Source organism: Salicibibacter cibi (genome assembly GCF_016495865.1).
Lineage (GTDB): Bacteria > Bacillota > Bacilli > Bacillales > Marinococcaceae > Salicibibacter > Salicibibacter cibi.
In genome coordinates this window covers 2,198,649-2,214,105 of the sequence record NZ_CP054706.1, presented here as the reverse complement: position 1 = coordinate 2,214,105, position 15,457 = coordinate 2,198,649, and the positions used below count along the sequence as shown (strand labels likewise).

The 15,457-nt window shown below is 40.3% G+C and carries 12 protein-coding genes and 2 pseudogenes; 12 read left to right on the top strand and 2 right to left on the bottom strand.

What is annotated here, in order from left to right:
* Positions 1-280 precede the first annotated feature (280 nt).
* A complete protein-coding gene (locus tag HUG20_RS11165; RefSeq protein ID WP_200084768.1) occupies positions 281-424 on the bottom strand; it encodes a hypothetical protein in 144 nt (47 codons plus the stop codon).
* Between the two features lie 787 nt (positions 425-1,211).
* Here HUG20_RS11165 and HUG20_RS11160 point away from each other — a divergent pair.
* The 12 genes and pseudogenes from HUG20_RS11160 (at position 1,212) to HUG20_RS19175 (ending at position 13,644) form a co-directional block, all read left to right on the top strand.
* Positions 1,212-3,245, top strand: coding sequence for a hypothetical protein (locus HUG20_RS11160; RefSeq protein WP_200084767.1), 2,034 nt, complete (start codon positions 1,212-1,214; stop codon positions 3,243-3,245).
* 422 nt (positions 3,246-3,667) lie between these two features.
* Positions 3,668-3,844 (top strand): annotated as a pseudogene (locus tag HUG20_RS19985) (IS1634 family transposase); the annotation flags it as partial.
* Between the two features lie 70 nt (positions 3,845-3,914).
* Complete coding sequence (locus HUG20_RS11155) at positions 3,915-5,834, top strand: BglG family transcription antiterminator (protein ID WP_200084766.1); 1,920 nt, start codon at positions 3,915-3,917, stop codon at positions 5,832-5,834.
* Between the two features lie 98 nt (positions 5,835-5,932).
* Positions 5,933-6,250 carry a PTS sugar transporter subunit IIB gene (locus HUG20_RS11150; RefSeq protein ID WP_200084765.1) on the top strand — a complete coding sequence of 106 codons (318 nt, stop codon included), beginning with the start codon at positions 5,933-5,935 and terminating at the stop codon, positions 6,248-6,250.
* The gene (gene celB, locus HUG20_RS11145) at positions 6,243-7,589 is read left to right on the top strand and encodes a PTS cellobiose transporter subunit IIC (RefSeq protein ID WP_200084764.1); all 1,347 of its coding nucleotides are present in this window, start codon (positions 6,243-6,245) and stop codon (positions 7,587-7,589) included. The genes HUG20_RS11150 and celB overlap by 8 nt, the downstream gene beginning before the upstream one ends.
* A gap of 15 nt (positions 7,590-7,604) precedes the next feature.
* Positions 7,605-7,937 carry a PTS lactose/cellobiose transporter subunit IIA gene (locus tag HUG20_RS11140; RefSeq protein WP_200084763.1) on the top strand — a complete coding sequence of 111 codons (333 nt, stop codon included), beginning with the start codon at positions 7,605-7,607 and terminating at the stop codon, positions 7,935-7,937.
* A 5-nt stretch (positions 7,938-7,942) separates the two neighbouring features.
* The gene (locus HUG20_RS11135) at positions 7,943-9,256 is read left to right on the top strand and encodes a 6-phospho-beta-glucosidase (RefSeq protein WP_200084762.1); all 1,314 of its coding nucleotides are present in this window, start codon (positions 7,943-7,945) and stop codon (positions 9,254-9,256) included.
* Positions 9,257-9,492: 236 nt separating this feature from the next.
* A complete protein-coding gene (locus HUG20_RS11130) occupies positions 9,493-11,037 on the top strand; it encodes an exo-beta-N-acetylmuramidase NamZ family protein (RefSeq protein WP_211199984.1) in 1,545 nt (514 codons plus the stop codon).
* Positions 11,038-11,247: 210 nt separating this feature from the next.
* Positions 11,248-12,252, top strand: a complete 1,005-nt coding sequence (locus HUG20_RS11125) for an N-acetylglucosamine kinase (RefSeq protein ID WP_200084760.1) — start codon at positions 11,248-11,250, stop codon at positions 12,250-12,252.
* Positions 12,253-12,485: 233 nt separating this feature from the next.
* Complete coding sequence (locus tag HUG20_RS11120; RefSeq protein WP_200084759.1) at positions 12,486-13,037, top strand: FAD-dependent oxidoreductase; 552 nt, start codon at positions 12,486-12,488, stop codon at positions 13,035-13,037.
* A gap of 24 nt (positions 13,038-13,061) precedes the next feature.
* A pseudogene (locus HUG20_RS19520) lies at positions 13,062-13,421 on the top strand (2-oxo acid dehydrogenase subunit E2).
* On the top strand, positions 13,327-13,644 hold the full coding sequence (locus HUG20_RS19175; RefSeq protein WP_281392395.1) for a 2-oxo acid dehydrogenase subunit E2: 318 nt from the start codon (positions 13,327-13,329) through the stop codon (positions 13,642-13,644). Before HUG20_RS19520 ends, HUG20_RS19175 begins: the two are co-directional and overlap by 95 nt.
* Before the next feature lie 390 nt (positions 13,645-14,034).
* Here HUG20_RS19175 and HUG20_RS11110 read toward each other — a convergent pair whose 3' ends face one another.
* Positions 14,035-15,417: an aminotransferase family protein gene (locus HUG20_RS11110; protein ID WP_200084758.1), complete on the bottom strand. Its 1,383-nt coding sequence runs from the start codon at positions 15,415-15,417 to the stop codon at positions 14,035-14,037.
* Positions 15,418-15,457: the final 40 nt, after the last annotated feature.

The following is a 15,457-nucleotide window of genomic DNA, read 5'->3' as shown; positions in this document are numbered from 1 at the left end:
TCAGCTGATAGCTGCAAGTTGTTCAGCATTCCCTAAATATGGTAATAACACTAGTGAGCGAAGGAAAAACACGTAGACTCCTGTGGGAAAGCGCAGGGCGAAGACCCCGCAGGAAAAAAGCGAATTCTTTTTTTCCGAGGAGGCTGAGCTCGGGGCCCATGGAAAGCGTAGTGTTTTTCCGTAGCGGTCACTACCAATCATAATTGCCCCTAGTTTTTCAGCCATAGATTTTGGTGAAGAGCCTTTTTTAACGAGGCTTTTTTATTTTAGGAATGGAAACTTATTTTTCCATGAGCTTCTTTCTGAGATTTGTTTGAAACTTTGCTGTTTTTGCCCTGGATTTTTCAATTTCGGCCCTTCGCTGCTTCTGTTTTTCTTTCAGCTTCTTCCTACTCTGCTCAAAGCGCCTCTCTCTTTCCTTCATATAAACCTCCATACCACATGCAATCTTTTACATAAGGCTATCTGATTTACCTCCATTGTGTCCGAAAACACAGAGAAGTATAACAATCCCAGTGAGCAGGAAAATGTCGAAGGACGGGGGAATGATTGATGAACAAAGAAGCTTTGGAACGGGTCCGTTGTTACAGATCATATTCTTGATGAAACAATAGCTTGGTGTACCCGAATAATCAATTAAGTTGTTTACAATAAATATGTTATGTAACTATAAGTAAACAACAATAATGCTTATTTTTAACAAGGGCTGAAAAGCGATACATTCGGAGATTTTGTCATCGGAATTGCCCGTTTCGATAGGGTAAACAGAGATACATGATCAACCTGTTGGGCATCCAAGCTGAGAAGATGGGTATGAGTCATTGGATATTATTGAAGAGCTGAGTGTTACACGCATGATGAGGGGGTGGAGTAGTTTTTAATGAAACGTCCTCAAACAAAAAACCTCAATTAAATGAAAACTTAATCATTTTTACGATCCTCATTATTATGTTATATGACTTCATTCATTAGACGGTCTGATCTTAGTTTGGATAGTTCCATCCTTTTTTAGGAAAATATATAATAAGGTGCACGGTCGGTGTTTATTAATAAGCAATGAAATATAATGAACAATGATAATTCATTGAATTATTTATTTTTAAATATTTACTACTTGCATATTATTATGATATTGTAATAATAAGATAATTGATAACATCAATTACAGTATTAACAATATGTTAAACTATTCAAAGGAGGGTGTTACAGTCATGCATAATATACTCCCGTTTCAACCCCCAAAGTCTAGAGAGTGGAGTGCAAAAGTTTTTGCAATTCCCAGAATACCTCGCTCAAATCAAGGGTATCCAGAATCTCTTGCTAAAATATTACATGCAGTACAAATCCGAACACCAAAGGGTTCTATCATCACAATACCAGGAAGTGACTCTAGAAAATCACTTGAAGAATTATGTATAACATTAAGACCTACTGGTTTGGTGTATCAAAATGCACCAGGGAGTAATTGGGAAATAGCAGATGAAGCTCTATATTGGTTAGAACATAAGGATGACTTATATCTTGCATTATATCTGAATGCAAATATTAGATTTATTTCGGAATTATTGAATGCTCTTATTCAACGTGCAAATACTACTAAAGAACTTTTAGAAATTGCAAATAACTATTATTTTTTAAGTTGGAAAGGGAAGGCACAAATCCATGACCGCCTTTCATGGCTTCGAGATCTTCAATTAGTTGAATTTAAGGATCATTTAAATCAATATTGTATATCAACATTAGGAGAAAAGTTATTATCAGTAGCTCCCCCTGTTAACCCTGAAATTTTAAGCATAAATACTGATGAGACGATTGATGAAGAAAAATTACAAGTTTCAGATTGGGCGTTGAGATTATGCGATTTATCAGAACATGAACTTCAGTCACGAATGCCATCGATTGGTTATATTCCTGGAAACAACCATAATATTCATCAAACAATAAATGGATATTTACAGCTGATGCAACAGCCAATTTCCAAAGAGTCCATAATCAATTATTCTCAAAAAACTTATTCAATTAATGCTTCTTCAGTTGGAAGTGTATTATCAACTTTGACCAATGCTAATTTAATTGAAAAAATATCCAAAACTCATTATGAAACCACTTTATTAGGGAAGCAACTTATAACAGATGACTTTCAATTAAATCTCATTTGTTGTCTACATAATAGATTTCTCTTTTTTTTAGAGATTTTACAAGAACTTCAAAAGAGCAGCCTTTCTACAAAAAACTTACCCTCAATCGGTGTTGTATCTTATGGTTTACCAAATGAAAATGTCGATGGGGCGCGAAAACGAATTAATATCTTAAAAGGTGCAAAGCTCATTCAACATTCAAAAAACAACACATTCACTTTGACGGAACGTGGAAAAAAACTCCTTACTAAAGTTAAAACTCAACAATCCAAGAGTATAAGTAGTCATGAAAAAGAAACTAGTATAAATTCTTTAAATAAAATTGATTTAGGCGAACTTTTGACTGAATTGAGACAATCTTCGTATGACTCGGACAATCATCAAAGATTTGAGAAAGCAATTTGGAATGCTTTTTCCTACTTGGGCTTTGAATCTGAGTTGTTAGGAGATCGAGGGGAGACTGATGTATTGATAAAAGCACCAACAGCCCCTCAATTCACATACACAGTCGCTGTTGATGCTAAAACAGCCAAAAACGGTGTTATTAGTGATGGGCCAATTGACTTTGATACATTACTAGAACATAAAAAGACACATAATGCACATTTTTCAATAATAGTAGGTTATGAATTTAAGGGTCAACGAATTTTTGAACGTGCTAAAAATCATGGTGTAGTATTATTTGATGTTAAATCGCTCGAACAACTGATTAGATGGCATATCGATGTGCCATTGCAATTTGAAGCGTATAAGAAATTGTTTTCTGAAGCGGGCAAGGTAAATCTATCACTTATCGAGAGTGACAGAAAGTTGATGATAGAGAATCGTATACTTTTTCAAAATATCTTAAAATGTCTATCAGATGAAAGTACGGATGCTGAAACTAAGGGATTGTTATCCTCACGAGATATTTATCAATTATTGAAACATAAATCAGATTTTGAAAAGTCGCCTAAAATTAAGGAAATACAGGATATGTTAGAGTTTTTATCATCACCACTAATTGGTTGTGTTGGAAAAACTGAGGATGATTATTTTGCACTTGGTTCACTTGATGATGCAGCCACAAAGTTTGAATTTTATCTAGAAGCAGCCCGAAATATATAATGTGCGCGTTCATTGCGAAAGATCCGAATCTATTGAGCGATCTCGTATTCGGATCCCAGCTTAGCGAAGTCCGCTATAACTACCGCATGAACAACACTATCGTGAGCGTCGGGCGGAGATCCGCGGATGCTCACAGGGCAATTTTTATGTGCTATTGGATGATTTTCCGGGCACGTTTTAGTCGAATCGTTGGCTGACGGTGGACTCCGGGATGGTAGGTGAGTTAAATGTAAATAGTAATAGCGTTTTAATAAATAATTAACTAAAAATCTCAAATCACGTTAAAAGTTCCTCCGGCGAATTGGAAGGCAAGCTCGACTTGTTGCTAGGTTGAGAAAACAAATCGAAAGGAGTTATAATATGGAATTATTGTTGACGATGACAAAATAGATTTAGATATTATGAATGAAAAAAGCCGTAGTAGCGTCCGCCGTGACGAGCGTCCGGGGAAACGCGAGAAGCGCGGACGCCCGAAAAAAAGGGAAGCACCACCTCCGCCGGTCACCGTCTATCGCGTGCAATGAGAGCTGCAATCGCCATTAGATGAAACCATCGAAAAGCTTTGTAAAGAAGCGTCCATCTTTATTCTTGTCACGCATCAGTTTTATGTCCCTGGGTGGATCCCCGCGAAATCTGGGACATGAATATTTCTAAAGGTAGTGATTAATAGTGAAGGAGCGGCATCTCGATATTCTTGATATTTTGCAAAATGAATCGATGCCTGTAACCAGCAGTATGCTTTCAAAGCGATTGTTTGTATCTAGTCGAACAATTCGAAATGACCTTCATGCTCTTCGACCCCTTTTGGAGTCAGGCGGAGCAAAGTTATATATAAATCGTGGTGAAGGTATTAGACTAGAAATTCAAAATAACCCTAAGTTTCAACAATTATTGAACGATGAACGAGCATTTGTCAGAGAAAATGTTTCCACTCCTAAAGAGCGCGTGGACTATCTCATTAGAACTTTACTTTTCACCAAAGACTTTCGCAAAGTTGATGATCTGGCAGATGAAATGTTCATCAGCCGTGGAACATTATTGCTTGTTTTACAGCGGGCTAAAGAGATCTTCAAGGAAGCAAGCCTTGGAATTATAAGCAAACCATATCATGGAATAAAAATTGACGGCGATGAGGCACGGATTCGCTTTTTTATTTCAAATTACAGTGAACAATTTGAAGTAGGTACCAAAGAAGGTTTTATCAAAACAAAAGATTTATCCATTGTAAAAAGAATTATTTTGCAAATAATTGATTGCAATTTCATTAATATGTCTGATATTGGATTCCAAAATTTAGCGACGCACATTGTTATAACCATATCCAGGATAAAGAAAGAACACTTGGTTGATTTTCCCTATATGGAGATGGAAAAGATACGTAATCATCAAGAATATCTAGTGGCTAAAGAAATCTCCTTGGAAGTAGAAAAAGAATTCGATGTTCTTTTATCCGAGGAAGAAGTGGCATATATAGCTATTCATTTGAGGGGAACTAAATTAGTGGGGATCAATCCCGATAGTCAGGAAGCCACTTATTATATCGATGAAAACACCAAGGCATTGACCTATAGAATGCTAAGAAAAATTTCAAGTTCTCTGGACTTTAACCCGTTAAAAGATGAAGAATTATTCCTGCATTTAGCCCTTCATATGAAGCCAGCAATAAACCGTTATAAATACCATATGAATATGAAAAACCCTATATTAAAGCAAATTAAGACCAAATATTCGTGGGCTTTTGAAATTGCCTTGGAAGGGTCTTTAGTTTTAAAAGAACAGCTAAATATTGAAATTAATGAACATGAAGTCGGTTATATTGCCCTCCATATACAATCAGCAATCGAGAGAAATCAAACTTATAGCAACTCAACGAAAAAGTGTCTCATTGTATGTGCATCTGGGGTTGGCAGTGCCCAACTTATTCGCAATAAGCTTATTAGAATATTTGGAAACGATTTGGAAATTGTTGGAGTCACCGAACGTTTCAATATAAAACAGTATCATCTTAGGACTCTTGATTTTATTGTGAGTACCGTTCCTATTCAAATGGATCTTCCGGTCCCGGTTGTCAACATCAATACAATCATGGAAAAAAAGGATTTACTGAAGATAGAAGACGAAATGGAAAAAAGACAGGGAGAAAGTGTAGGTGACTCATATTTATACCCTTCCCTTACCTTTTTGCAAAAAACATTTGATGATAAAGAGGATGTTTTGAAGTTTTTATGTGATCAATTAATCAAAAAAAATTTAGTCCCTTCTCATTTCTATGAAAACGTACTAGAAAGAGAAAATATTGTTTCGACAGCTTTTGATAATTTAATTGCTATACCACATCCCCTTGAACCGGTAACAGAGGAAACATTTTGGACCGTCTGTACTCTGAAGAACCCAATAAATTGGTCGGGAGATCCGGTGCAGGTTATTTGTTTGTTAAACATTGCTAAAGATAAAATGGAAAATTTACAAGACATGTATCAGATATTAACCGATTTTATTGAGACCCCATTTCGAGTAAAAACGGCGGCGAACGCAAATACATTTCATGAACTACATGTTGCATTTTTCCCGAAAATATCGTCGGATTAATTTTTTTCCGCAGCGTTTTGGAAAAAATCTATATGTAATTGAAAGCGCTTTCCTTTTAAAATGTATGTAACACTAATTAAAAGGAGAGTAAATGCATCATGAACATTTTGTTAGTATGTGCAACAGGCATGTCAACGAGTCTATTAGTCAGCAAAATGGAAAAAAGTGCAAAGGAACAAGATAAAGACTACAACATATGGGCAGTCTCAGGAAGAGACCTATCTAGTGATATTGATAAAGCTGATGCTGTATTGCTTGGACCTCAAGCACGATATATGCTTGCCGATGTTAAGAAAACAGGTGAAAAGAAAAATATTCCTGTTGATATGATTAATCCGCAGCACTACGGAATGGCAAACGGTCCAGAAGTGTTAAAAACAGCTGAAGCACTGGTGTTAGGTGATAATCATGGCTAATTTTACTGATACCCTTGATAACAAAATTATGCCAATGGCTAGAAAACTATCGAATCAAAAGCATTTAGTCTCTATCCGTGATGGGATCGTTTTAGTATTACCCATTATTATTATCGGTTCTATCTTTCTTATCTTGCTGAATCTCCCTATCCCTGGTTATGAGGCATTCATGACCAGTGTCTTTGGCGAAAATTGGGATACCGCTCTTCAATATCCAGTTAGTGCCACTTTTGATATTATAGCACTTATTGCTGCCTTTGGCATTGCTTATCGCCTCGCAGAAAAATATGATGTGGATGCCATATCAGCTGGAGTCTTATCAGTGGCTGCTTTTTTATTGGCTACACCTTACGAAGTGGAATTTGTGCCAAACGAAGAAGCTGATCCTATAATGGTAGAAGGGGGGATTCCGGTTGAATTGATAGGGCCCGAAGGCTTATTTGTCGCCATAATCATAGCCCTGTTTTCAACAGAAATTTATCGTTTCATTATACAAAAGAATTTTACGTTTAAGATGCCGGAAGGGGTGCCACCAGCAGTTTCCAAATCCTTTATGGCATTGGTTCCTGCGTTTATAGTCATTGTCCTCGTTTGGCTGGTTAGGCTTTTGATTGAGCAAACCATTTTTGGCGATATACATGAATTAATTTATTCAATTGTGGGCGCGCCCTTAACTTTAGCTGGAGGTGGCTATATTGGAACAATGATCGCCATCTTGTTTCAACAGGCGCTCTGGGCTATTGGCATTCATGGAGCCATTACTGTTTCGGGGGTTATGTCGCCCGTTTGGTATACTCAACTTGGGGAAAACCAACAAGCTTTCGCAGCAGGTGAAGAAATTCCAAATGTTGTTACCCCAGAGTTTATAACATTATTTGTAAATACTGGAGGATCAGGGGCCACCATCGCTCTTGTTATTTTGATGGTTTTACTCGCAAAGAGTGCGCAAATGAAGCAGATGGGTCGTCTTAACATCGGTCCTTCGCTGTTTGGTGTCAATGAACCATTACTTTTCGGAGTGCCGATTGTATTAAACCCTTTGATAATCATCCCTTTCATTCTTACACCCTTAGCGATAACAACAATAACGTTTGTTACCATGTCAACAGGTCTGGTGGCCAAACCAGCTGGAATCGCAATGCCATTTACGATGCCTCCTATCATATCAGGCTATCTGGCCACAGGAGGGCAAATATCAGGGGCAGTCATACAGTTTGTCAATATCCTAGTAGGCGTTGCCATTTACTTTGGGTTCTTTAAAATCATTGATCGATCAAGGCTGAGAGAAGAGCAAGAAGCTGAAAAAAAGGAATCAAAGTCAAACGAAGAAAGTGTTTAACACGGAGGAGTGTCTATGAGTGAGGCAGGAAACACAGAGCAGACAGCCATGCAATTAATATTACATGGGGGCGAGGGGAAGAGTTTAGCCATGGAGGCGATGGCCGCTGCAAGAGAGCACCAATTTAAAACCGCTTGTCAAAAACTTGATAAGTGTGAGAAAGCCATAAACCAAGCTCATTCTATTCAAACCACTTTAATTCAAAGTGAGGCTCAAGGGGATGAGAATATCGAAATAAACTTGCTTATGATCCATGCTCAAGACCACCTGATGAATGCAATGACAACAAAAGATTTGGCCAAAGAGATCATTCATCTTCATGAAAAATTAGAAAATAAAGAGGTGTAAATGATATGACCAAAGGGTTAAAAGTCGCAACCATTGGAGGCGGTTCGAGTTACACACCAGAGCTTGTCGAAGGTATTATCAAGAGGCACGCAGAACTACCGATTCAGGAACTGTGGTTGGTTGATATTAAAGAAGGAGAATACAAGCTGCAAACGGTTGGAAAACTTGTTCAACGGATGGTTGAGAAATCAGGAATAGATATGAAAGTGCATCTAACTTTCAATCGAGAAGAAGCATTAGAGGATGCTGATTTTGTTATGACACAATTTCGTGTCGGTTTACTTGAGGCAAGGGCAAAAGATGAAAGCATCCCCCTAAAATATAACGTGATTGGCCAAGAAACGAATGGTCCTGGTGGGCTCATGAAAGGGCTTCGGACGATTCCTGTCATTTTAGATATTGTTTCTGATATGAAAAGACTGTGCCCGGATGCTTGGTTAATCGATTTTACAAATCCAGCCGGCATGGTCACAGAAGCTGTTTTGCGTTACACCTCTCACGATAAAGTTGTCGGTCTTTGTAACGTACCGATTGGCATGAAAATAGGTGTAGCTAAAGCATTAGATGTCGATGGAGAACATATTAGTGTAGACTTTGCTGGTCTGAATCACATGGTGTTTGGGTTAGATATTAAATTGGACGGCGAATCGATTAAAGAGAAAGCGCTTGAAGCGGTGACCACCCCCGAAAATACGCAAAGAATGAGTGCAGGTTTCGAATGGGATCGTGATTTTATCAAGGGGCTAGGCATTCTTCCCTGTCCGTATCATCGTTACTACTACAAAACAAAAGAGATGTTGGAAGAAGAAAAATCAGCAGCTCATGAAAAAGGAACAAGGGCAGAAGTTGTGAAAGAAGTTGAAAAAGAACTCTTTAAACTTTATGAAAACAAGGACCTTGCCGAAAAGCCTGAGCAACTTGAGCAGCGAGGCGGGGCATACTATAGTGAAGCTGCATGTAATCTCATTTATTCCATTTACAACGACAAAGGGGATATTCAGCCTGTAAATACACGTAATAATGGAGCAATTGCTAGTATACCTAATGAATCAGCCATAGAAGTTAACTGTGTCATTACAAAAGCAGGACCAAAGCCTGTTGCCATTGGCGACCTTCCCGTAGCTGTTCGTGGTTTGGTTCAACAGATCAAATCCTTTGAACGAGTGGCTTCCGAAGCTGCAGTAACAGGTGACTACCATACTGCACTTTTGGCAATGACCATCAATCCTCTGGTACCATCTGATAATATCGCAAAAGAAATTTTAGACGAGATGTTAGAGGCTCATAAAGAAAATCTACCGCAGTTTAGGATTAATTAAGCAACTATTAGAATGATGTGTCGGATTTAGAAGTGAAAGAGAACGAGGAAAAATAATATCCAATATTTTCAATATAATTATTCAACTTAAGATTCATAATCTATAGAGATGATAAATAATGAGCTTGATTGGACATTTACTGGTAGCAAAAAGGGAGGAGGTGTAAGGAACCACGTGGTTCTGAGCAGCATTTTTGTGTGCAAAAACGCTTCTAATAAACAAGGAGGAGTGCAATGATGTTTAAGCGATCGTGGCCCTCGATTCCAACGTCACTATTTCTAATCGTATTAATTGGTGTTCTTGTAGGAGCGACTACCGTATTAGCAGAAGGAGGAGACGGCGAGCAAGAAGAGGATTCTGTACAAGTAAAGCCAGGAGTTGAAGTTTTTCTAGATGACCATCTTGATTGGATCGAAGGAAAACGCGTCGGCTTGGCTACCAATATGACCGGAGTGGACCGAGATTTGAACAGTACAATTGATCTATTGTATGAACATCCAGATGTAGACTTGACGGCCCTATATGGTCCTGAACATGGCATTCGTGGTAATCAGGAAGCTGGAGAATATGTTGAATCCTATACGGATGAAAGGACGGGTTTGCCTGTTTATAGTTTGTATGGCCCTACTTGGGAGCCTACTGAAGAAATGCTGGAAGATGTAGATGTATTGATTTATGACATTCAAGACATTGGTTCCAATGTTTATACGTATATTTATACGCTCGGGTTCATTATGGAAGCAGCAGCTGAACATGATAAAAGTGTTATCGTTCTTGACCGCCCAAATGCCATTGGCGGAGAACATGTAGAAGGTCCGGTACGAGAACAGGAATCGGTTAGCTTTATGGGAGACTTTTTGCTTCCCGTACGCCATGGTATGACAGCAGGGGAGTTAGCCACTATGTGGAAGGATGAACACGACCTTAATATTGATTTGAAAGTTGCTGAAATGGACGGATGGGAGCGCGACATGCATTTTGAAGACACAGGACTTCCGTGGGTAATGACTTCTCCGAATATCCCAACGCCTGATTCTGCAACACTTTATACTGGAACCATTCTTGTTGCGAATTCAACTTTATCTGATGGTTTGGGAACGACACGTCCATTTGAGCTTGTGGGCGCTCCATGGATTGATGCGGAAGAATTAGCAGAGGAAATGGAGCAAAGGGACATAGAAGGTGTTTCTTTCCGTCCGGCGTATTTCGATCCTATGTATGATATGTACGAAGGAGAGATTGTTGGAGGTGTGCAAGTTCACATCGAGAATGAAAGTGCTATTGAAGTTGTTCAACTCGGTCTTGAGCTTGCTACAGCCATGCGTGATCAAGATCCTGATAAATACGAATTGGATGATGATTACAATGAATTAATCGGTTCTAAAGAAGCGCAAGAAATGTTAAGCGACGGTGCAGAAGCTGAAGACATCATCGCTACCTGGAAAGGGGATCTGAACACCTGGATTGAAGATGTACGAAATCAGTATTTATTATACCCACCGCACCCAAGCGATCCTATCAGCACGGAAGATATTCAAGGCGTAGTGACGGATTTAGAGGAAAGCGGTGATATTATAGATGATGATGCAGTCCATGACATGCAGTTACACTTAAGAGCTGTTAGCCAATACGAAAACCAAGAAGATGGAGATACTGTCATTCAACATATAGGAGGATTTCAAGATTTGCTAGAGCATCAGTTAGACAATGAATTGATTTCTGAAGAAGCGTATGACGATCTCCATTCCCAGTCTGAGCAACTAATAGAGCAGTGGGAATAGCATAAGTGTTTCTCTATGGAAGTTGATCATTGCAATAAATATCTTAGTTGTATGCCCGGAAGTGGATAAATACAAAAGGGCTATTGGTGAAGCGCCGATAGCCCAATCCTGAGTAACAAGGATAGTGTATTTGCTGGCTAATATGCCTTAAGCTATAGTGAAAGCATCGAAATTATGACAGTATGAGCCTGTGAAACAGGAGATGAAAAAGTGGAGGGCTTTTCTATTTTTGTATTAGGCATCGATGGTGGTGGAACGAAAACAACAGGCGTACTCTGTGCGGATAATGGTAAAATTTTTGCACAAGATACTGTTGGCGCAACGAACCCCAATAGTATCGATTACGATATTATCCGCAATGAATTTCAGAGTCTTTTTGCTGCTTTGAAAAGGCAGAACAAAATAGCTTTTGACAACTTGGATGCTGTGTTTATTGGCATGGCAGGTGTAGGCAGAGAAGAGATGAAGCTGAATATAAGAAAAATGGTTTCCCCTTTCTTTTCAACGAATACGAAAGTTTATATCGATCATGATGCCATCAATGCCCTGTATTCAGGAACATTGGGCGAGCCTGGGGTCGTCAATATCGCGGGTACGGGTTCGATTACATTTGGTATTAATGAACATAGTGAAAGAGGCAGCGTCGGCGGTTGGGGGTATTTGCTAGGGGACCCGGGAAGTGGTTTTGCAATCGGTCGAGAAGCGGTACAAGCTGTCTTCCATGCTTATGACGGCAGTGGCCCTCTTACGCAATTGACGGATGTTATTTTACAGTATTTCGACCGAAATAGCCCACCTGAACTATTAGGTCACATCTATGAGGTAGGTAAACCCCAAGAGGTCATTGCCCCAATAAGTAAAATTGTCATCGAAGCAGCTGATCGCGAAGACGACGTTGCGAAAAATATTATCAGTAATGCCGGTAGTGAAACTGCTCATGCGATTCAAACTCTTTCAAAACGATTGCTATTACAAGAAAGAAATCAGAATGTCCGAGTAAGCTTGACTGGAGGTGTGTATCAACGTTCTGATTGGTTGCTTCCTGCTATTCAAAAGGGGTTTCATGAAAATGTTCGTGATGCTCATTCGTTTACGATACCTGAGGTTCCACCTGTTACAGGGGCTTTGGTGGCAGCATTAAAAGAATTGGGAATAGAAGTGGACCCATCGTTTCTAGAGTATGTCAAAGCAGGATGTGCTGAAAGTGACAGTTAATTTGGTTCTGTTTATTTATCCTACCTATATGGGGTAGAGCCAGCATCGTTGTCACGAAGTACAATCTGCCCAAAATATGAATATGCTCTTGCTCACATGTCTCCCGAAATGGCAGAATAAACCTATAAAACAAGAAATTCCTCGCATAAAAGTGTGAAAATTTAATATCAGTTTCGACTTTACTATGATGATATAGAAAACATTCAAAAAATTCATATAAGTGATCGGGATATATGCAAATATTCGATGTCGTTGTTATCGGCACTGGCCCCGGCGGCTATGTTTCAGCCATTCGCGCTGCTCAGCTTGGAGAGAAAGTAGCGATTGTTGAAAAACACAAAGTAGGCGGAATCTACCTGAATGTGGGCTGTATTTCATCTAAGACTTACCTACAGTATAGTGATACGGTCAGGAAAATTAGACAGGCCAACGACTGGGGGATCGAAACTAACGAACCCCACATCAATTTTGATAAACTTCGCGAGCGAAAAGATAAGATTGTAAAAACGCTTACGGGTGGCGTGCAGCACCTTCTAAAGAATAATGGCATTACCGTATTTGAGGGCGAAGCTGCCGTTGACAAAAACAATACAGTAACCATCGGAGAGGAGAAGATTGAAGCGAAAGATGTCATCCTGGCAACCGGTAGTACACCTTTCATACCACCGATAAGCGAACTGGAACAAGTCGACTATGAAACGACCGACACCTTATTTGAGATGACTAAACTGCAAACCTCTGAACGTGAACCGATCACATCCACCAGAAATGAAGCCAGTTCTTAGGTTATTGGCGAAGGTTTGAGTCCGATGCGCAAGGCCATCGCTCAAAACATGCGTAACAGCCAGGATCAGACAGCGCAATTGACGCTCCATCGTAAAACACGGGTCAACCAGCTTATAGATTTCTAGAAAACACTGCGAAATGAGGCTGGGGAAGCAGAACTCGACGTAAAAATCAGTTTAACCGTCATGATTGCGAGAGCAGCAGTCCTCGCACTTAGAGACTACCGGAAAATGAACGCCATTTATTAGGACGGACATCTATCTGAGTTCGATGAGGTGCATCTCGGCATTGCTACGGCACTTGATGAAGGTCTGGTCGTCCCTGTCGTCAAAAACGCTGAACAGAAGACTATTGAAACCTTGCACAGGCAATGGAAGATGTAACAACCGCTGCTCAAAAGGTAAAGCTGGGAGCGATCTGCTGTCTGGATCAACCTTCACAATCACAAATATGGGTGCGAGCAGCATTGAATATTTCACGCCTATCCTAAGCAGCAATGAAACAGGTATTTTAGGCGTCGGTGCCCTTCAAGAGGAACTGGATCTTGGCGACGATGGTCAAGTGGAAAAGATCAAGAACGTTCGTTCCGTTCAGTCTGGCATTTGATCACCAGATTTTGGATGGCTGATGCAGCAGAATTTCTGGGGATCCTAGTAAAATATATTAAATCTCCTTACCTGCTGGTGTTATAGCAACAGTGTGAATGCCTCCTGGAAATGGAAACTGCCCATTTCAACCATCGGCGGTGCAAGATGGAGAAAAAGATCTCGATCGGGTTCATCAAGAGGTATGCTTCGGCATATAATAAAAGAAAAATCGGTGGCCATGCCTTTTGTTGAACTTGCTCCATCGCTCGGACGGCCCGTCATGGTGAATGTTTAAGTTATCCCTAACAATAATGACCTCTTTTCAAACAAGAACGAAAGCGAAATTTACTTGCTCAGTAGGCTTTATAATTAAAATGTTCGCTGAGTGATTCCCCAGCGAACATATGGTTTAAAGTGCGAGCCATTTCTTTTCTATAAACGAGAGCGTGTCATCTAATATGGAGAGAACCTCGTCTATTTCTTCTTTTGTTATGATGATCGGCGGTGCGACTGCGAGGATATTCATGCCTTCCTCGTAATCAAAGGAGCGGATGAGTAAGCCGCGTTTGCTGCCTTCATTCACGAAATCTCCTGCGATGCTTTCGTTTTCATGATTTTTGAATGGTACCTCATTTTCCCGATCGCGCATAAGTTCAAAGGCGCCAAGCAGGCCAACGGTACGGGAATGAGTGAACGTCGAATGTTTTTTCTCGAGCTCGTCGAATCCTTGCTGCAAGCGCACACCCATTTCAGCCGCATGTGCAGTTAGGTCATCTCTATCGATGATTTCAAGATTCTTCAGCCCAACGGCACACGCTGTTGGATGTCCACTGTAAGTGAAGCCATGGGGAATATCTTGGTCATACGTATCGATGGTTTTCTTTATTTCGTCGCTGAGGATGACACCGCCTAGTGGGAAATAACCACTCGTCACGCCTTTGGCAAATGTAATCATATCCGGAACCATGCCCCAGTGGTCTACGCCAAAGTGCTTTCCGGTACGGCCGAATCCACAAATGACTTCGTCGGAAATAAATAGCACTTTATTGTCTTCACAAAGCGTTTTGACAGCTTCAAGGTAGCCGTCCGGAGCGATGTGTACGCCGCCGGCACCCTGAATGGGTTCAATGATGACCGCGGCCACATTGTTACTGCCGTGCTTTTCAATCAAACCGCGAATACTGTTTTCGTAATCCGGGTGTGAACGATCCCCTTGTTCAGCGGCTGTTAAGTGCGGGGCGGCATTATAGATGTAAGGATCTGATGAGCCTGAGAAGGCACGGAACTCTTTAATGCCGGTAGCCCGCTGTGTAGAGATTGTCACTCCATGATATCCCCATTTCAAGGAAATAATGATTTTCTTATTTTCATAGCCCTTGAGTTGCCAGTAAAAACGAGCGAATTTAAAGGCTGAATCGTTCGATTCCGATCCACCCGATGTGTAGAAGACAGAATTCAAATCTCCCGGGGCTTTATCGACGATTTTTTCGGCAAGGCGGATGGCAGGCTCGTTGCTATTGCCGTAGAACTGGGAACCATAAGCCATCTCTGACATCTGGTCATAGGAAGCTTGCGCTAATTCCTTGTTGCCATGGCCAAGGTTCACGTTCCACAACATAGAAACGCCATCAATGTAAGTATTGCCTTTCATATCAGTGAAACGAATGCCTTCCCCTTTAGAGAAGATCATGCTTGGTCCGTTTGTGGAAACTTCTTTTGGTGTTGACTGGGGATGTAAGATCATGTCTCTGTCGATGTTCTTTAACTGTTGTAAACTGTATTCCTTTGTCATAAGCTCTCGCTCCTCCGTAGTCATGTGCGTTCGCCGCTAG